Raw genomic sequence first — 18,056 nt, 5'->3', positions numbered from 1 at the left:
CGAGTTGGTTCAAAATTCTTCTGATTCAAATTAACTATTTGATTTAGGAGGTTTTTTTATGTCAAAGACGAGTAACAAACTAATCGTAGGTATATTTACTACCATTTTCGCACTAATACTAAGCTCTACTTCTATTTCTGCCGATGAACATGAAGAATTAGAGGATTCGCAAACCGAGGAATCAGCTGATGAGACAGTCTCGGAAGAAGGATCACAAGAAAATAAAGACAACGATGGTACTGATAATCCAGAAGAAGGATCACAAGAAGATCAAGAGAATGATTCTGAAACATCTTCTCAGGACTCTGACACAGATTTAGAGGAGGAGCTTTCCCTTTTACCTGGAGATTTCTTTTACTTCGTTCAAAAGTTAAAGGAAAACGTTCAACTTGCTTTAACCTTTGATGATGTTAAGGAGGCTGAATTACTAGCCGAATTTGCTGAATTACGTATTAAAGAAGCTGAATATTTATTTGCAAACGGAGAAGAAAAACTTGCACAAGAAGCTCTTGAAATAGCTTTAGAACAACAAGAAGCCGCTCTTGCTAAGTATGAAGGAGCTGATTCAACAGAGGAAACTGATTCTGAATCAGAAGAAAATACGCAACAAAGTAATTCATCAACCGAGTCAGAAAATGAGTCAAATGAGGATGAATCCGAAGACTCCAATGAACTGGACCAAATTCGAACAGAACTAGAAAACAAATTCTCTGCCAATATCGTTGCATTAACTGCAGCCATGGAAAAAGTCACCAACCCTACAGCAAAAGAAGCACTTCAAAAAAATATAGCAAAAGCTCAGGAAAGAATGGAAAAAAAGCTCAACAAAAAATTGGCTAAACTGGAAGAAAAAGCTCAAATGGCCGATGAAAAGATGTCAAGAATTGAAGAGCAATTGCAAGCAGGAAAAATTGATCAAGAAGAATATGAAGCAGAACTAGCCGAAATTAACAAAGAATATTCAGAAGAAGAAACAGAGATAAAAGAAGAGCTAACAGAAGATGCTGAAGAAATGAATAAGGAAACTGAAAAAGTTGTGAACACAAGCCAAAACAAAGAAGAAAAAGCAAAGAATAAAGCTGAGGATAAGCAACAAAAAGCAAAACAGAAAGCAGCGGAAAAGAAGACTGAGGGAAAACAAAAACAGCAAGAGACAAAGCAACAAGAGCAAAGCAAAAAAGATGCTGAAAAACAAAAAGAAGCTGAGAAAAAGGCTGAAGAGAAGCAACGTGAACAAGATAAAAAGCAGGAAGAAATAAACCAAAAAGCTGCTAAAAAGCAAGAAGAGGCTACAAAAAAAGCTGAAGAAAAAAATAATAAAAATCAAGGTAAGCAGAATAAAGATAAACCTGAAAACAACAACAACAAAAATAACGGCAAAAATGAAGAATAGTTACTAAAATAGGTGCCAGGCACTTGTCAAAAATAGACAAGTGCCTGGCACCTTTATTTGGAGAAGAATGCGTAGTTATTTCGTTGTTCTTTTGCGGTGTATAATGCGACGTCAGCATGATGAATGAGCCTTCTTGCAGTCAAGCCATCTTCTGGATAAAGAGCTATTCCGAAGCTAGATGTAACTTGTAATTCATTTCCTTTTATCAAGTATTTTTCTTGCATTGCATCGTAAATGCGGTCTGAGATTTCAACGATATAATCTCTATCTGTGATATTTTTCAATAAGACAAGAAACTCATCCCCACCTACCCGACAAAGCACATCCTCTCCCCTTACATTTTGTTTTAGCCGATTCGCAAATTGCTTTAAAAGTTTATCTCCAACATCATGACCTAACGTATCGTTAATATCCTTGAAATTGTCCATATCCATATAAAGCACGGCAATCAATTGATCCTTTTGTTTTGCATCTTTTATTGCTTCCTCAATCGCCTCATTGAATGCTCGTCGATTCATTAAACCCGTAAGTGGATCGTGGAATGCCATAAATGTTAACTGTTCTTCCTGTTTTACACGATCCGTGATATTCCGAAATATCGCTTGAACTGCTTTTTTACCATGGTGATCGACAGGGGCTGCTGTCACTTCAGTATAAATCGTTTCTCCGTGATTCCGAATGAGTCGTAATTGAATGGATAGATCTTCATCTGGCCTCGATTCTACCTTGGAAATAAAATCCTTAAACAATTGGTGGTCTTCAACATGAATATAATCGAATATAGCTTCATTCCTGTCTCCCTCTGATTTCCTAACACCTAGTAACTCTACTCCAGTTTTATTTATGTACTCCATAACTCCTTCTCGAAAAATGATAATCGCTTCTGGAGATAGCTCCACTATTTTTCGATATCGTTGTTCACTTTCTTCCAATTGTTTTTGCATCATAACCCGATCGGTAATATCCTTATACATACCAACTGCTAGAATATCTCCCTTGTTGATTGGTCGATAAGAAGCTAACACATCAAGCACACTTCCTCCTTTGGTATACCGCTTTACCTCTAGGTTAATGATATCGTTACTCTCCCGTAGCATGTCCAAAAACGATTCGTCTCCGGTAATGTCATCCTCTGGAATTATACTAGCCGAATGACTTTTTAGTTCATCATTACGGTACCCAAGCATTTTTTCAAACCTTGGATTGGTAGATAAAAGTTCTCCCTCTTGTGATAATAAGAAAATTCCATCTGACGTATTATCCCAAACTAGCTGCAGCTCATTTTTTATTCGTTCCATTTCTGTTTCCATTTCTCGTTTCTTTGTAATGTCAGCAGCTATTCCATAAATCCCTTCTACTTCACCATCTACAGTTATCGGGATGTTTTTAACATCTACCAAAATAAGCGTTCCATTTTTATGCCTAATCCAAGTCTCATAAAAGCCTGTCTTTCCAGTTAATGCATTGGAAAACATATCAAGTACATTCCGTAAATCATTTTCATGAATTAGCTGAAACGAAGAAGTACCAATAATTTCATCTTTACGATATCCAATAATCTGTACTCCTGCTTCATTGATACTGACAAAGTTTCCCTCTTTATCGAGTTCAAATACGGCATCTTGATTATGTCGCACTAAAGATTCCATTCGCTTTTGATTTTTCTCTAATCGCTTTTGAATCGATTTTAATTCAAGTTCGTTTTGCTTACGGTCTGTAACATCTCTTACAATGGCTAAAATATGTTCACATATACCATCCTCTGTAACAATAGGATTCAAAGAAGTTTCTCCCATTACGAACGCATCATTATATCCCTGGATTTTTTCTTCAAAATAGATTGTTTCTTTCGTCACAACAGCTTCACGATATTTTTTAATTAATTTACTCGCTCTTGCAGGAGTTACTACTTCTTCAATTTTTTTCCCAATAATCTTATCTGGATACCCCAATATCTTTAATCCAGTTTTATTTACGTACTCATAACGAAAGGAATCTCCGTCTGCATGTAATAAAAACACCAAGTCTTCTATTGAGTCAAACATACTTATAAATGCATGCATATCTGTAGCAATTTTATTTAAAAACTTTTTCATCGCAGATAAGTAACTCCTCTCTATTTTGCCTTCTTCGTAAAAACTCTCTGATAACCCAAAGCAATACTTCATTCAATAGGGGAAGCTCCTTTTTCCTTTTCCCCACTGTTAGTTGTAACAAAATCCGACATTTATGGGTTCGACCAGCATTTAACTCGAGGTTTGAAGTGGGATATTACTTCCCGTTTCATGCGAGATAATTTCAAACTACTACTATTATTTTAGGCATTCTTTACTCCGATTAAACTAAAAAAGACTACCTATCAGTCAGGCAGTCCTTTCCAAACTTATTTAATCATGTGAATAACCAATGGAATTCGATATCTTTCCCCTTGATACGCTTTAAATAGTGCGATAATTGTAAATATAAACAGCAAGATACCAACAACAAATAACAGTACGAATCCGATCAACACCAAGACTAAAATACCACTGATAATCGAATAGATTGTAAAAGAAATGAAAAAGTTAAAATACTCTTTCCCATGATAATCAATAAAGTCAGATTCATCTCGTTTTAATAACCAAATAAGTAAGGGCCCTAAAATAGGTACAAAAAAACTAACTAAATAAATTAACATGGCTAATAGTCTCTCATCACTACTTGGCATTATTTTCACCACCTTACTTTTAATATGTTTCCACATTATATTATACAGGATTATCGTCTTTAAGAAGAACAAAATTCTATTTTTTGAATAAAAAAATGGGTGTAACACCCATTTTAAATACTCTTTTCTCCTTCTTGTCCGTTAATCGAATAAGTCACCTCAATCTCAGCACTTAACGAATGAGAAACGGAGCAATATTTATCTTTAGAAAGCGCAATTGCTCGTACGACTTTATCTTCAGGTAATTCACCATCTAGAGCATAATGAATATGAATGGTGGTAAATTTTTTTGGATGATCTTCAGCTCGTGTTCCTTTCACATCCATTTGAAAAGCAGTTGGTTCTAATCGCATCTTTTTCAATATTGAAATGATGTCAATACCCGTACAGCCTGCAACAGCATTCAACAGCAGTTCTGTAGGTCTTGCTCCGGTATTTTCTCCACCAACTTGTTCCGCTGCATCCATTTTTATTTCATGCCCTGAAGGTGTTGTACTGGAAAAAGCCATTTTGTCATCCCATTTAATCGTTAAATTCATTCCCTCATCAACTCCCTACAAATTATAAATCCTATTTATATTTTCCCTTTATTTACTAATTATGACAAGAAAAAAACTCACCACATGCTTAGTGAGTTTTTAAAGAGAAAATCAATTTTTGACGAAAAAACCATCTTAGGGATAAGAAAAATATTTATAAGCGCGTTTAGGAAAAGACATTCAACATCCCACCTAAAACACGCTCAATACACTTAGGTATCCAGTCTAGTCGTACGTTGTTTCGAATATGCTTCGTCTGTTTTAAACAATAAGGAAAGGCAAACCAAACCACTAATACCAACTAAGGAATAGATGATCCGAGCTAAAAATGCACTTTGTTCACCACCTCCAAATACGGCAGCAACTAAATCAAATTGAAATAACCCAATTAGTCCCCAGTTTATTGCTCCAATAATGACTAGTGCTAATGCAAGACGTTGGATTCCATTCATTTACTAAACCTCCTTTACTACATTTAAAAATATTTTTCCCGATCTTTCCCTAAACATACACCGACTGAAAATATTTGGAAATACTGTATCTCAGTTAGTGTAGTAAACTATGGTAAAATGAGCTTCTATAGAAGTTGAAAGATAGGGGTGAAATCATGAAGGAGAAAATCCTCCACATATTAAACAACATGGAAAAGGTAAATGGTATCAAAATTCTTTATGCTTGCGAGTCAGGCAGTAGAAATTGGGGGGGTGCATCAAATGAAAGTGATTACGATGTTCGTTTTATCTATGTTCATCCTCCTTCCTACTACTTAAGCATTGATCCTATCGGTATTGGTCATAAGCGCGATGTAATAGAACAAATCGTATCAGAGCATCGTATAGATTTAGCTGGCTGGGAACTAACGAAAACACTTCGTCTGTTTCGTAAATCCAATCCTTCCTTGTTGGAATGGTTACATTCAGGAATTGTATATTACCAAAATAATGACGTAATCAATAAAATACATGAATTGCTGCCACCGTACTTTCGTCCAAGGGCATGCTTGTTACATTATGTAAATATGGCAAAAGGTAACCTTCAAAAGTCACAAATGGAATCAGGATTTGTTAAAGGCTATCTCAATGTGTTGCGTCCCATCCTAATGGCTCGTTGGATAAAAACAAATCATTCATTTCCTCCAACCAATTATTCCGAGCTAATCCATCAGATTGTGCCAGAAGGAACAGCGAAAGATGAGATAGAAAGCATGTTAAAAACAAAGCTCGCTGGATATCAAACATTGGACCGTAACGAAATGGAACATTTTCATCAGTATATTCAGCAGGAGCTCCAACAAATAAATGCGTATATAAAAACTTTACCTAAGAAACCCTTCTCTAATTCGGACCAATTAGATAAACTCTTTCGCTCCACTTTAGAACAAGTATTCAAATAAGGAGGTGCCTTATGCGTTTATGGCATGAACTATTACTTAGCAAATTACCACGCCAGCAGCTTCTGGGGCAGCATCGAGAATGCTGTGCGCTCCGGGGAAATGGTTGGAGAAAGCCACATGCTACAGTAAACTATGTTTTCAATTATTCGCCTTACCGACTTTTTCTATATCATGAAAAAGTAATGAATGAAATGGAACAAAGAGGCTATCAAGTAGATCAAATGTGGAAAATTCCAAGCTATCGCGGGAAAAATTGTCCACCTCATGATCAGGATACATTGAGGTTAGGTGATGATCGGTTCCCAATTCAAGCTCCGATCTATCCAGAACATGATGATACCTATTACAGAGAATGTGTGGACAACCTCAATGCAAAAGGAATTTTGCTCAATTAGAAAACTAGATTTTATGATATTTTTCAGGTGATCTCGAGCCGCCTTCACTCGCTGACCCGTTTTACGATTTTCTTCATTGTCTCCACCATTAACGCCCCTTCATTATACAAAGTCCAAAACTCCCCTTATGGTAAACAGGACTTTTACCCTTTTACCATCCGTCTACCTTAAGGGGAGAAGTCATTTATGAATCACCCACTTAAAACTAACCCTTGTCCAATTCGCATTTCCTACGTAAAATATTCAAGCTTTGCTTCAGGAAAAAGGCGTTGCATATAGCCACCTAATGTGTCTTTAATATCCTCCTGCTCCTCACTCGTATAAACATACTTTCCAATCCCATACCTTCCCCATTTCCACTTCCGCTTCGACTCATCAAGCTCAAGCTTTGTCATCGGATAATTTTCCTGTATCACTCTCTTTGCTGGCTTCGTAAAGCGATGCTGGATCATCTCAAACGTTAAATCCTTTCGTGCATGACTAGGCAGAGCTGCTTCAAGTTTTTCAAACATTTCCAAGTATCCTTCTTTCCAACCTTCATGCAAATAAATAGGAGCTACGATAAAGCCTAGCGGATACCCTGCTTCAGCAATTTTTACAGCAGCTTCAATTCGTTCATGTAAACGTGAGGTTCCCGGTTCGAAGTATTTAATAATATAGTCATCATTTATACTAAAACGAAACCTTGTCCTACCATTATGCTTTGCATCTAATAGATGATCTACATGAGCAAACTTTGTTACAAAGCGCAGCCTCCCATGCTCAGACTCACCGAAATATTCTATTGCTTTTTTTAATGTATGTGTTAAATGGTCTACACCTACTATATCGGAAGTACAAGAAGCTTCAAATCGAGTTGGCTCTGGTGCGCGTTCTTTCATGTATTCTTCCGCTTTATCAAAAATCTCATCTACATTCACGTAGGTTCGAATGTATGGCTTACTCCCCATTGTCGTCTGTAAATAACAATAATGGCAATGCCCCATACAACCAGTTGCAAACGGAATCGCATATTCTGCGGAAGGTTTTGACGTATCAAATTTTAACGTCTTTCGAACCCCTACAACTAATGTTGATTTGGCTATCCGATATTTTTGGAAATGATTTTCTCCTGGTAGATTACGAATCTGATTGTGTGATGTCGTTTCCCGAATTTCGATACCTTGATTCTCGAATTTCTCAACTAATTCTTTCCCTAAAGGATATTCCATTGCACGTGGTTCTACATAGACAAGCTGTGGAACAAATGGTTTAACCATAGAATTCCTCAATTTCTACAGTACCAAAGGCTTCTTTGTAGGCGGATTCTGCTTCCTCTTCTGTTTTAAACACGGCAAATTCCTCAGAGAATGGATAGTAATTTTCATGAGCAAATAATGCTAATTCATTTGGTTTTTCAGGATTTTCAACGACTGCTGCTTGTTGTACTTGAGCCACATCCTGTGCATGTGGATTACGGATAATAATATATACTACTTCACCTGGTCTAAAATCTTGATTCAACATATTCACCTTACCTTTATTCAAATTAGTTTCATTATCCCTCACTGCAGTTAAATTATGTAAACTCTTGTAACAGATGTAGTACTGTTTAGCACTTTTTGGCATTAATGTTAGGGTAGTACTAATGAAAAGAATTTTTTAATGGATTAAGTGTGGTAGCCATTCACCTTCACTGAATTGACAAACACTCTTTTGAATAACTCCAACTGAACTGGGGAAAATATCCATAAACGATAAAAGGAGATTACCAATGGAGACAGAACACCCTATTCGATTAACTTCTGCTGAGCTTTCTAGTCTATGGTCCAACTATATGTTTGATTCTATGTCCATTTGTGTCTTTACTTATTTCTTAGAAAAAGTAAAAGATGAAGATATTCAGCCCATTATACAACAAGCAATGAACATATCAATCGAACATATTGATACAATTGAACAAATATTTGCTGACGAAGGAATTGCTATTCCAATTGGATTTACGGAGGAGGATGTGAATACGGAAGCCCCTCAATTATTCTTGGACACTCTTTTCTTACACTATATAAAACATATGGCCAAAGGCGGAATGGCTATGTATGGAATCATTCTCCCAAATATCATACGAGAAGATATTCGTGAATTCTTTTCAAACTGTCTCGCTTCAACTACTGAATTATATAATGAATCAACGTCTCTCTTATTATCAAAAGGTATTGACATACGTCCACCCTATATTCCTTATCAAAAAGATGTTAGCTTTGTAGAAAAACAGAATTTTCTTGCGGGATGGTTTGGGGAACAACGGCCCTATACTGGTCAAGAAGTAATGCACCTTTATGCAAATGTCCAAACCAATAAACTCGGAGAAGCACTTTCTTTAGGTTTTGCTCAAGTAGCTAAATTAAAAAAAGTTCGTTCATTCATGCAGCGTGGAAAGGAAATAGCGAATAAACATACAGATATCTTCGCTAACTATTTACGGGATTATGACCTTCCAGTACCAATGACATGGGATCACGAAGTATTAGAATCCACTGAGTCACCATTTTCTGATAAATTAATGATGTACCATATTAGTTTGTTAAATGGATCTGGAATAGGCAACTACGGATCTGCAATTTCGATGAGTCAACGCAGAGACTTAATAACAAGCTATACGAGATTAACTGCAGAAGTTGGTTTATATGCGGAGGATGGAATGAATTTAATGATTGATAACGGTTGGTTAGAACGGCCCCCACACGCCTCTGACCGCGGAGAACTAATTAAACATAAGAGATAACCTGGTGCCAGGCACTTGTCGCATTGCGACAAGTGCCTGGCACCAGCTATTCATTTGTCTTCTTCCAGGGGGGATCGCCATGTTTATGTAGTAACTGGTTTGTTTTATACGTTAAATAAGGAATCGCAAAGGCTAAAAACGTACAAAAGATATATAATTTTCCCGGCCATAATTCTACTAGGAATTGCCACATGTTTAATCTCCGTCCCCTTCCTTTGTTTTATTGGATGTTCCTGGATGCTCAATATTCGTTTCTACATTCACTTTGATCTCACTATTAGAAAAGTAGTTCTCACGTGTATCCCAATTTTTTCGTATCTTCTTCCACAACTGATAATGGTGTTGCATGAGGTACCGATCTAATCGAAGCGCATCTGTTTGTAGTTCCTCTTGAACAATTTGAATAGTTTCTTTTGCTTTCTTTTCCACTGCCTTTTGATAGGCTGTTTCCAATTCCTTCAAAATGGTGTCGTTCGTCACATCTTCTTGTCCAAATACCTCTGCAATTGATCCACTAACAAAAAGATCGATCGTAAACCTAATATTCGTTTCATCCTTGACATCCGCACTAACTTGGTGACTTAAATCTAAGTTTTCAATTACTGCTATATTTTCCCTTAGGTTCACCTTAATTGTTCCATCTTTCACCTTGCCCAATAAAAAATTTAATCCCTTTGTCTCTTCACGGTCTAGGGAGCCCGTTAACTGATTTAACCGACTATTGTATACGGAAATCCCATCGAATTCTATGTTCATATCCTCCGTAGCTTTTAACCGTGGCGCAATGAAATTCAAATCACTCAAGAGCCCCTCCTGAACGTCGCCTACCTTCAGTGGCTCAATCGTCCCGGCATTGGAGTGATTTTCCAATAATTGTTCCATATATTCGCCTGGAATATTTATATGTTCTGGTTTCACTTGAAGTAACTGTGCAGCATTCCCCTCCACAAAAGCTACTTTCATTCCACGACGCATTTCGCGATCACGCAGAAAAAAATCCATGATTTTTCCAAATAGCTCTGGTTGTTTAGCGACTTCCGATGAGATTAGAATCACTTTTAAATGTTGGGAAGAAATCGTTCTGCTTAGCATCGTAGAAATTTCCCGATTAATATCCACTAGACTTTCACCCGAACTGGAAACATTGCGAAAAGCCTGGCGTTGTCCAGCGCTCTCAACTGTTGACGTACCAACACCGGCAGGTACAACAAACTGATTGGTAACGGTTATTTGAAAGTGATCGCTTCTACTTTTATCAGCTAAATCAATAGCTACAACATAATTAAATGCGCGGCTTTCTAGATCCTGACTGTCCCAACAACCAGAGCAAATCAGTAAACAAAACAGTGGAATTATTGGATACCTCCGTTTACGATTTTTCACTTTTTTTCACGCCCCTAACCTTTGCTAATAGTAATAAAAGTACGGTTACAGTTGCTGTTAAGGTAAAACCATAAATACTTATAAACTCCCCTAGTTTCGTTACCTCAGTAAAATTTCTTGGAATTGCATTTATCAAGTAAATGAATGGAACCAATAGAATGACAAATCTAATTTTCTTTACTTTAGGAAATAAGTTTTGCAATCCCAAAACAGCTATATCAAAGGTCATGGTCGCTGTATTAAAGATAGCCATTGTCCAAACTACAAAAAATAATGTTTCAAATCGATTAAAAAAACCGCCGGGCAATTCGATGGCTCTTGATAATTCAATTGTTGGAAACAATAAGTTAGCAGTTGTTACATTCCCAAATACAGATATACAAGTGATAAAAATGATTACATACAAAATGAGAACCCAAAGCATACTTGCAGAAACTTTCTTTGGCGTTTTTTGTGGACTTTTTATTAGAGAGATATAGAAAAGAACCATACCAACCATGCCAAATCCTGATATAGAGAGTGCACTACTTTGCATTGCTTTTCTGTATCCTACGAAATCGGTTTGAAATCTTGGCATCCAATTTTCTACATTTAGAAATGCAAAAGATAGAAAGATAACAAACAAGGTTATTCCGTATGCAATTGGAAAGAACAGAGAATGCAGACGAAATAACCCCGCTCTTGAACCGGCTACAGCATAAGTGACAACGAATAAAAAAGCTAAACTTACTACTTCCATTGGTGTTTTATCAAATAAATATTGATGGGATATTTCCGAGATCGCCCTAATTTCAAAAGAAGTAAGCATGACACCTAAAATAATATATAGGGACGAGAATAGATAGGCTACTGGTTTGGTAGCTAAACGCGATGTATAAGTCAGGAACGATTGGCGCGGAAATTTCACCGCTAATTTAGTCGCTAACCAAACTAATACAATAGCTATTCCCCCACCAAAAAGTAAAGACACCCATGCATCGGCTGCAATTGTTGATTCAGCTAAATACCTGGGTAGAGTTAGAACACTTACTGCCACAACAGTAGAAGGAACAGCAATCATTATTTCCCTGTCACCAATATGTTCATCAGCGTATTTGAAATCCGTCATGTCCTGCTCCTTCCCTTATTGCTCGATTTTTTATCTTGGGTCATTAAATACTTTGGACGACCAGTCAGCATTAATAATGGAGCCCTAAAAACTAAGTCTTTCCAATCTTTAATAAAACTCGGTGCAAATGGCGTTGAGTATGGAATTCCAATACTTTTTAAATTCACCAAATGAATGTTTACCATAATATAAATTAAAATAATACCATACAGGCCAAAGATGGCAGCAGCGATCATAAAACCAAACCGCATAGCCCGAAATGCGATTGCCACACTATATTGCGGTGTTGTAAACGAGGCAATCGCTGTAAGCGCCGTAATAATAACCATAATCGGACTTACAATTCCTGCACTAACCGCCGACTCTCCGATTACTAGCCCTCCAACAATTCCAATGGTAGATCCAATTAATTTCGGCAAACGAATCCCTGCTTCATGTAAGATCTCAAACGTTATTGCCATGGCAACAGCCTCAATGACAGCAGGAAAAGGAACGCCTTCTCTGGAGGCTGCAATCGAAATGACCAATTGAGTAGGCAATAAATCTGGATGATAGGAAACAAGCGCAATATATAAAGCTGGTAAAAACATAGCAATAAAAGCAGAAATAAAACGCAAAATACGAAACAAGGAAGACGTTAACCAGCGCTGATTATAGTCCTCAAGAGATTGAAGGGAATCAACAAGTGTAACTGGAGCTATAAGAACAAAAGGTGTACCATCTACCAAAATGGCAAATTTTCCTTGCATTAATGCAGATGAAACTCGATCCGGACGCTCGGTATCCATTAGCTGTGGGAATGGAGACAAGAAACTATCCTCAATCCACTGTTCAACTTGACCAGAGTCCAGTGATTTATCGGTATCAATTGTTTTTAACCTGTGATTAATTTCCTTGATTAAGTCAGGGTTTACGATTCCCTCCATATAAGTAACAACGAGTTTTTGCTTTGTTCTTCTGCCAACCTCATGTGTCTCAAAACGAAGATTGGGATCTTTTAAATCTTGTCTAAGCAAGGACATATTGGTTTGTATTTGCTCTACAAAACCAGCTCGAGGCCCACGTACTAGCCTTTCAGATGGGGGTTCCTCAATTTGTCTACTTTTCCCACCTGCAGTTCCTATAACTAATACTTGATCAAAATCATCTATGTAAACTGCAGTATTGCCTTGTAAAATTCCGTATGACACATCATCTAATGCTTTTACTTGCTGAACATCGGATAATGGAATTACTTCCTGATTTACCGATTCTAGTAAGCCCATTTCAAACGTTTTGCGATTGTATTGGATTGGTTTTATAATATTGTTTTCAACCAGATCTTGATCGACTAGCCCGCTAATAAACACAACCGCACATTTTATTTGGGTCTTCCCAACTGGGATTTCACGGATTACTAAATCATCTGGATCACCGAGCATTTTTTTGACACTTTGAAGGTTTTCATCTAAGTTAGTAGTAATTTCAACTGTATATTCACTTGTTTTTTGGGAACGAGTTCGAAATCGTGATCGCTTGGACATTGCATCTCCTCGAAAAGTTATTTGTTCATTCTTTTGATTCCCATTTCTTGGTATTTTTATTCAAGTTGATGAATGTTATAATTGTTTTTTAGAGGTACGATACAATTAAGTTCGCTATTGAGGGATATGGGGCTCAAGGAGGAGTTACATTGCAAACATTACAATTTCATTCTAAATGGGAAAAGACGATTGCCGAAAAAGACCGTCAGTCAATTGAAGAGGTATTTAAAAATACGTGTATTGAAGCTGAGGATACAATCGAATTCACGTTACTAAGTCAAGCAGTAAATCATAAGGGGGAACTGTTACTAATTACCCTAATACATAATACTACCAACCAAAACTTCACCTTAAATAACCAAACCATCGGATATAAAACGGATGAACAAAACATCATCAAGCATTCATTCACATACCCAACCCTAACCATCCCACCCAAAACTAGCACCCCCTGGACATTCATCTTTCCTCAGGAGGTGCCTGGCACCTCTCGGGTTTTGTCCATTTTTGTCGAGTGATTTCGTTACATAAAGATAGGCTTCGCCAATTTGGATAGCGAAGCCTTTTTTAGGATAAATTTTAATGATTTACCTCTTCCACACGAATTTCTTCTTTTCTTAGTCGTTTATATATAGTTGATTTAAGTTCTGCTAATTGTCCATTTTCTTTTAGTTGCAGCTTGGCACCATCTGAAAAGTAAAATTCATAATCTGAAAATCCTTCTTCTTTTGGAATTCGATTATAAACAACTCGATCGATCTCATCCCAAGAATATTGATGTTCTTCACTCGTAAATAGATAACGGTATGAAATGGATTGATCTGATATAGACGTATATGCCTGAGATGCAATATGGAAACATATAACACTCAAAATGGCGCAAATAAAAGCTAATAGAAGCGACGATTTCTTAATTCTTAATAAAAACGGTAATAATGCAGCAAAAATTAAAAATAATGCCCCTACACCATAGACAGCATAACTTCCCCCAGGTACAAACACAAACCAACTACCGTCTGTGTTGTGCAAGCTATTTGCAACAAATGAAGGTAGCAACAACAATAACACTGGTGAAAGAAACAAAATAGCAATTGCTACTGCCATAAATAAATGACGTGTTTCATAATGAACTCCCATCTCTTAAATCCCCCCACATTATGCCTTTCACTATATATAACGTATGATTTATAGCAAAAAGTTTCATCATTAAAAAAAATGATAAAAACATACATAGATGCCCGTTTAGCGCTCTTTTCGTTATACACTAGAAAGGTGCCATTGTACATTGCAATGGCACCTTTTTCAATCTTCTTTTAATTCAATTAAACTCGATATTTCTATTTCCTGTAAAGCTTGGGAAGCTAAGTGATCTGCTTCTCGATTTTTCTTTCTCGAAACAAGTTGATATTCTGGGTGAATTCCTAGTTCCCGTAGCTTGGCCTCAATTCGATCGGCCCATCTAGCTAATTCTTCTTCATATACCGGCCACTCCCCACTTAACTGATTGATTACAACCTGCGAGTCGCCGACAAATGTTACTGGTAAGTGATGAACACCCAACAATTCAATCTCCTGGACTCCTAAATGAAAAGCAGCATATTCAGATTCATTATTTGTATCCAATTCATCCACTAATGCATTTTTTCGTAGACGAAGTGACTTTCCATTTTGCTCATAGTAAATCGCACATCCAAGGCCGGATCTTTTTGTTTTCAAATCAAATCCACCATCGAAATAAACCGTTACATCATGAGGTTCCGTTTTTATGTCTTCCATTTGCTTTCTTAACTCTTTCAAGGACCATGCATTATCTTGGCTATCAATGAAAACGATATGCTTGAGGCGACCTGTTTTCTCTAAATCCTCTGCTAGCAATAATGCCTTTTTTGCGCGCATTTCTTCTGTATTAAACAACGTTTCCGTTCCTTTTGGCGTACGATAAGTAATTTCCATTCGAACATTCATGAAAAATACACCCTTCAGTATAGTTTAATCAAATATACTTTCATTTTGACCAAGTTTAGTTGGATTAAACAGCATTCTTTTTTCTTAACCATTCCTTAACTAAACAATTTTTAAAGAAAAAACCACATCTACTAAGCAGTAAATGTGGTTTCCGCGTACTACATTCCGTCAACAGCAGAATCTTTTACGTCTTGTGGTACTTCAATCGTATCCACTGTGTTAATGCCTTTATACTCCGAATTCACTTGCTGAGTTATACTTACCTCTTCTCCCTCAATAGTCATAACCATAGACATATCTAAATTATATTGGATTAACTCATACGTCTCTTTGTCAATGACGATCTCAATGTTAAGGTTGTCGATGTCCATATTATCTAAGACTTCGCTAACTGCCCCTAATTCTGCTGTTAATTCTTCTGGCATGTATTCCTCAAGCATTTCTTCTGTTAATTCTTTAAATCCTTCTCCATCAGCAGATAGATGAAAGACGTATTCCTGATCCTTTTCCTCAAACTCAAGCTCTTCTACATATTCCTCTAACATTTCCAGCTGCTCTTTTGTATCAGGTTGTTCAGCCATTAAAGCATCCAAAGGCAATGTTGAGTTGTCAAGCTTCATCCACTGCCCCATTGTTGACTCATACATGTAAAATTCCTCACCGACAAGGTATGTCTCGGTTTCCATATCCATTGGAGGCATGCTTCCCAAGCCTTCTCCCTCCATCGTCATGGATATAGTACCTTTTTGGTGCATCGCAATTGGATCCACAATCATAGAACCTTCCATTTCACTCTCAATGGACATCTCCCCATCCTCTGGTAGGCCCATCTGCTGGTTCATTTCCATAACAAATTCAGCACTTTCCATCTCTTCCGCAGCTTCCATTGCATTTGTATAAACTTCCTCTGCGCTTTCGCTACCACATGCAACAAGGCCTATTGCTAAAGTCATTAGTGCGAAAGATATGATCCATTTCTTCATAAAAAAATTCATCCCCTTTTTTTATCAATACAACAATACTTACGCAAAAAGTCGAGAAAAGGTTCCATAATTATGAAATTTTATAAAAATGATTTCGGATTAACTCGAATGAAATAATGATAGCTGCAAAATTCTACTAGATTTCAGTTAGTCCCGCAGAGTTGCTGTCTTCTTGAAACCAATTCGCTAAATAATCATGTGCATAGACATCATTTGGATATTCAATAAAAGCAGTACCTTCTTCTTCATATAGAAATTGCAGGAATTCATTCAACGCTCCCATATATTGCTCATACAAAAATTCAAAGCTAATTGTCTCTTTCGGCATCAAATTTTCTTCACACACCTTAGGATCCGTATAATTCATATATGTCCGGCACGGTATCGGTCGAATCTCATAGGCCATACACTGGTTTGTTTCCGTGTTGAGCATTGGACATGGTAAAAGACTCTTCCGGTAATTGTATTTAACTGCTTCACTAGATTCAAAGTCAACTGAAGTAAGCTGCTTAATTTTCTCACCATAGGTAGCATAGTAAGCTGATAAGTGCGACTGGATTGCTAATTTACGATCTGTGGGGAATTTTTCAATAGCCTTTTTCATTAATTTTGCTTCCATCTCATTAATAATAATTGGAAAATAACAACAAAAAGCACACCCCATTCTGCACGTTGCTTTCATTTCTGCAGTCTCTTCCATCCTATTAATCTCATAACTTACTTGCTCCAATAGCTCCGAGAAGCTAGCTAGCAATTTGTCTTCTGTTTCAAGATCTTGGTCAGACCACTTCTCAACAATTTGATAAAATTTATCCTCATCGATTTCATAGTTCCGCTGTATATGTTCTATTTTATTTTGAATCTCTTCAAAAGTAAGGTGGGTTTCCATCCGTTCATTCTCCCTTTCCATTTCAATAACATTATCTATTGTCAACTAATTCGTATAAAAAGTAAATAGGAGAACATTGGGGTAACCGAATCATTACCATAACATCTTAACGGGTTCAGTTGTGAGGTGCAAAACGTTAATTCTCACTTAAAATCAAAATGCGATTCACTAAGGAATTCAAACAAAATTCACATTAGATATCTCACATCAAAAAGGGACTTAACAAATTCTAAGTCCCTTTAGCATGGGGGCCTCTTCAACTAACGCCACATTATATTGCAAAAGGTCATTTTCTTTTTATCCTAAAAATGTATCTGTATTAAACTCTTGAGTGTACTGTCCATCTTGAAAACGCTTTATGATTTTTTCATTAGTAATCTCATTTATCAATCCCTGCCAAAAAACATAAGCAGGTTCGGTTATTTTCTACTTGAGTGATTTTCCAATCACGAGGAAACAATGCAAACAATTCATTAGCAATTCTCTTCCCTGTTTCTACTTCATTTTACGGGTTAACAGTTGTTCACCTGATATTTCAAAACACTCAATCCCTAACAACTGTTTCTTCATACCACTCCCACCAGCATAGCCGGCCAAATTACAATTTTTACCAATTACACGATGGCAGGGAATGAGAATCGGCAAAGGATTGACAGCATTAGCATATCCAACCGCACGATTCGCGTTGGGCTTTCTGATAGAAGTGGCTATTTCAGAATAGGATCGTACCTCCCCATAAGGAATATTTCGTAAGGCTAGCCACGTTTCCTTTTGAAATAAAGTCCCTTCCAATTCAAACAGCAAGTTGAATTGCCTTCTATCTCCATGAAGATACTCATGAAATTGTTGACGGATAGGTCTTCCAATTTCATGACTCATTTTCACCTTGTACTTGGCAGTAAAAGCATGCCAAAAGTCTTCTGTTAACGAGATGCGAACAAGTCGGCCGTCTTCCTTGAATACAAATCGCAGATAACCGATATTTGTAAGGCACTCATCATAAAGGAACATATT

Annotated in this window: 19 protein-coding genes; 5 read left to right on the top strand and 14 right to left on the bottom strand. The window is 37.0% G+C overall.

Annotation, left to right across the window (positions count from 1 at the left end):
- Nucleotides 1-58: 58 nt before the first annotated feature.
- The gene (locus BMX40_RS08580; protein WP_090868846.1) at nt 59-1,393 is read left to right on the top strand and encodes a DUF5667 domain-containing protein; all 1,335 of its coding nucleotides are present in this window, start codon (nt 59-61) and stop codon (nt 1,391-1,393) included.
- Nucleotides 1,394-1,446: 53 nt separating this feature from the next.
- On the opposite strand, the gene BMX40_RS08575 is transcribed toward BMX40_RS08580, so the two are convergent.
- The 4 genes from BMX40_RS08575 to BMX40_RS08560 form a co-directional block, all read right to left on the bottom strand.
- Nucleotides 1,447-3,489: a PAS domain S-box protein gene (locus BMX40_RS08575; RefSeq protein ID WP_211753618.1), complete on the bottom strand. Its 2,043-nt coding sequence runs from the start codon at nt 3,487-3,489 to the stop codon at nt 1,447-1,449.
- Between the two features lie 287 nt (nt 3,490-3,776).
- Complete coding sequence (locus BMX40_RS08570; protein ID WP_090868842.1) at nt 3,777-4,100, bottom strand: DUF4870 domain-containing protein; 324 nt, start codon at nt 4,098-4,100, stop codon at nt 3,777-3,779.
- A 113-nt stretch (nt 4,101-4,213) separates the two neighbouring features.
- Entirely contained in the window at nt 4,214-4,639 is a 426-nt protein-coding gene (locus BMX40_RS08565) for an OsmC family protein (protein WP_090868840.1), read from the bottom strand.
- Nucleotides 4,640-4,851: 212 nt separating this feature from the next.
- On the bottom strand, nt 4,852-5,091 hold the full coding sequence (locus BMX40_RS08560) for a DUF378 domain-containing protein (protein ID WP_090868836.1): 240 nt from the start codon (nt 5,089-5,091) through the stop codon (nt 4,852-4,854).
- Between the two features lie 155 nt (nt 5,092-5,246).
- On the opposite strand from BMX40_RS08560, the gene BMX40_RS08555 reads away from it, so the two are divergent.
- Nucleotides 5,247-6,032 (top strand): nucleotidyltransferase domain-containing protein, encoded by a 786-nt coding sequence (locus tag BMX40_RS08555; RefSeq protein ID WP_090868834.1) that lies wholly within the window; start codon nt 5,247-5,249, stop codon nt 6,030-6,032.
- Nucleotides 6,033-6,043: 11 nt separating this feature from the next.
- On the top strand, nt 6,044-6,427 hold the full coding sequence (locus BMX40_RS08550; RefSeq protein ID WP_090868832.1) for a TIGR02328 family protein: 384 nt from the start codon (nt 6,044-6,046) through the stop codon (nt 6,425-6,427).
- A gap of 230 nt (nt 6,428-6,657) precedes the next feature.
- On the opposite strand, the gene splB is transcribed toward BMX40_RS08550, so the two are convergent.
- Both splB and BMX40_RS08540 read right to left on the bottom strand, forming a co-directional pair.
- Nucleotides 6,658-7,686 carry a spore photoproduct lyase gene (gene splB, locus BMX40_RS08545; RefSeq protein ID WP_090868830.1) on the bottom strand — a complete coding sequence of 343 codons (1,029 nt, stop codon included), beginning with the start codon at nt 7,684-7,686 and terminating at the stop codon, nt 6,658-6,660.
- Nucleotides 7,679-7,933 carry a transcriptional regulator SplA domain-containing protein gene (locus BMX40_RS08540; protein WP_090868828.1) on the bottom strand — a complete coding sequence of 85 codons (255 nt, stop codon included), beginning with the start codon at nt 7,931-7,933 and terminating at the stop codon, nt 7,679-7,681. Before BMX40_RS08540 ends, splB begins: the two co-directional genes overlap by 8 nt.
- Nucleotides 7,934-8,180: 247 nt before the next feature.
- Here BMX40_RS08540 and BMX40_RS08535 point away from each other — a divergent pair, with 247 nt between their 5' ends.
- Nucleotides 8,181-9,191, top strand: a complete 1,011-nt coding sequence (locus tag BMX40_RS08535) for a DUF3231 family protein (RefSeq protein ID WP_090868826.1) — start codon at nt 8,181-8,183, stop codon at nt 9,189-9,191.
- A gap of 195 nt (nt 9,192-9,386) precedes the next feature.
- Here the strand turns inward: BMX40_RS08535 and BMX40_RS08530 are convergent, their stop codons facing one another.
- Genes BMX40_RS08530 through BMX40_RS08520 form a run of 3 tightly spaced genes read right to left on the bottom strand, consistent with a single transcriptional unit; the run spans nt 9,387 to nt 13,205 of the window.
- A complete protein-coding gene (locus BMX40_RS08530; RefSeq protein WP_090868824.1) occupies nt 9,387-10,574 on the bottom strand; it encodes a Ger(x)C family spore germination protein in 1,188 nt (395 codons plus the stop codon).
- On the bottom strand, nt 10,561-11,682 hold the full coding sequence (locus BMX40_RS08525) for a GerAB/ArcD/ProY family transporter (RefSeq protein ID WP_090868822.1): 1,122 nt from the start codon (nt 11,680-11,682) through the stop codon (nt 10,561-10,563). The genes BMX40_RS08530 and BMX40_RS08525 overlap by 14 nt, the downstream gene beginning before the upstream one ends.
- On the bottom strand, nt 11,679-13,205 hold the full coding sequence (locus BMX40_RS08520; RefSeq protein WP_090868820.1) for a spore germination protein: 1,527 nt from the start codon (nt 13,203-13,205) through the stop codon (nt 11,679-11,681). Before BMX40_RS08520 ends, BMX40_RS08525 begins: the two co-directional genes overlap by 4 nt.
- A 149-nt stretch (nt 13,206-13,354) precedes the next feature.
- On the opposite strand from BMX40_RS08520, the gene BMX40_RS08515 reads away from it, so the two are divergent.
- A complete protein-coding gene (locus BMX40_RS08515) occupies nt 13,355-13,723 on the top strand; it encodes an SLAP domain-containing protein (protein WP_170840722.1) in 369 nt (122 codons plus the stop codon).
- 61 nt (nt 13,724-13,784) lie between these two features.
- Here BMX40_RS08515 and BMX40_RS08510 read toward each other — a convergent pair whose 3' ends face one another.
- The 5 genes from BMX40_RS08510 to BMX40_RS08490 form a co-directional block, all read right to left on the bottom strand.
- Nucleotides 13,785-14,342, bottom strand: coding sequence for a hypothetical protein (locus tag BMX40_RS08510; protein WP_090868815.1), 558 nt, complete (start codon nt 14,340-14,342; stop codon nt 13,785-13,787).
- A 165-nt stretch (nt 14,343-14,507) separates the two neighbouring features.
- The gene (locus tag BMX40_RS08505) at nt 14,508-15,170 is read right to left on the bottom strand and encodes a ribonuclease H family protein (RefSeq protein ID WP_090868813.1); all 663 of its coding nucleotides are present in this window, start codon (nt 15,168-15,170) and stop codon (nt 14,508-14,510) included.
- Nucleotides 15,171-15,328: 158 nt separating this feature from the next.
- Entirely contained in the window at nt 15,329-16,153 is an 825-nt protein-coding gene (locus BMX40_RS08500) for a DUF6612 family protein (protein ID WP_090868811.1), read from the bottom strand.
- 136 nt (nt 16,154-16,289) lie between these two features.
- On the bottom strand, nt 16,290-17,063 hold the full coding sequence (locus tag BMX40_RS08495) for a YkgJ family cysteine cluster protein (protein ID WP_244513437.1): 774 nt from the start codon (nt 17,061-17,063) through the stop codon (nt 16,290-16,292).
- A gap of 474 nt (nt 17,064-17,537) precedes the next feature.
- Entirely contained in the window at nt 17,538-18,053 is a 516-nt protein-coding gene (locus tag BMX40_RS08490) for a methylated-DNA--[protein]-cysteine S-methyltransferase (protein ID WP_090868807.1), read from the bottom strand.
- Nucleotides 18,054-18,056 lie beyond the last annotated feature (3 nt).

It is taken from the genome of Oceanobacillus limi (assembly GCF_900111445.1).
In the GTDB taxonomy this organism is placed as follows: domain Bacteria; phylum Bacillota; class Bacilli; order Bacillales; family Amphibacillaceae; genus Ornithinibacillus; species Ornithinibacillus limi.
This window is presented reverse-complemented; position numbering and strand designations above follow the sequence as displayed.

Excerpts from the sequence above, each read along its gene's own strand:
- BMX40_RS08525 (WP_090868822.1), bottom strand. The coding sequence starts at position 11,682 with ATGACGGATTTCAAATACGCTGATGAACATATTGGTGACAGGGAAATA.
- BMX40_RS08520 (WP_090868820.1), bottom strand. The coding sequence starts at position 13,205 with ATGTCCAAGCGATCACGATTTCGAACTCGTTCCCAAAAAACAAGTGAA.
- BMX40_RS08570 (WP_090868842.1), bottom strand. The coding sequence starts at position 4,100 with ATGCCAAGTAGTGATGAGAGACTATTAGCCATGTTAATTTATTTAGTT.
- BMX40_RS08555 (WP_090868834.1), top strand. The coding sequence starts at position 5,247 with ATGAAGGAGAAAATCCTCCACATATTAAACAACATGGAAAAGGTAAAT.
- BMX40_RS08565 (WP_090868840.1), bottom strand. The coding sequence starts at position 4,639 with ATGAATTTAACGATTAAATGGGATGACAAAATGGCTTTTTCCAGTACA.
- BMX40_RS08510 (WP_090868815.1), bottom strand. The coding sequence starts at position 14,342 with ATGGGAGTTCATTATGAAACACGTCATTTATTTATGGCAGTAGCAATT.
- BMX40_RS08560 (WP_090868836.1), bottom strand. The coding sequence starts at position 5,091 with ATGAATGGAATCCAACGTCTTGCATTAGCACTAGTCATTATTGGAGCA.
- BMX40_RS08540 (WP_090868828.1), bottom strand. The coding sequence starts at position 7,933 with ATGTTGAATCAAGATTTTAGACCAGGTGAAGTAGTATATATTATTATC.
- BMX40_RS08490 (WP_090868807.1), bottom strand. The coding sequence starts at position 18,053 with ATGTTCCTTTATGATGAGTGCCTTACAAATATCGGTTATCTGCGATTT.
- BMX40_RS08580 (WP_090868846.1), top strand. The coding sequence starts at position 59 with ATGTCAAAGACGAGTAACAAACTAATCGTAGGTATATTTACTACCATT.
- BMX40_RS08500 (WP_090868811.1), bottom strand. The coding sequence starts at position 16,153 with ATGAAGAAATGGATCATATCTTTCGCACTAATGACTTTAGCAATAGGC.
- BMX40_RS08505 (WP_090868813.1), bottom strand. The coding sequence starts at position 15,170 with ATGAATGTTCGAATGGAAATTACTTATCGTACGCCAAAAGGAACGGAA.
- BMX40_RS08550 (WP_090868832.1), top strand. The coding sequence starts at position 6,044 with ATGCGTTTATGGCATGAACTATTACTTAGCAAATTACCACGCCAGCAG.
- BMX40_RS08535 (WP_090868826.1), top strand. The coding sequence starts at position 8,181 with ATGGAGACAGAACACCCTATTCGATTAACTTCTGCTGAGCTTTCTAGT.
- BMX40_RS08575 (WP_211753618.1), bottom strand. The coding sequence starts at position 3,489 with ATGAAAAAGTTTTTAAATAAAATTGCTACAGATATGCATGCATTTATA.
- splB (WP_090868830.1), bottom strand. The coding sequence starts at position 7,686 with ATGGTTAAACCATTTGTTCCACAGCTTGTCTATGTAGAACCACGTGCA.
- BMX40_RS08495 (WP_244513437.1), bottom strand. The coding sequence starts at position 17,063 with ATGGAAAGGGAGAATGAACGGATGGAAACCCACCTTACTTTTGAAGAG.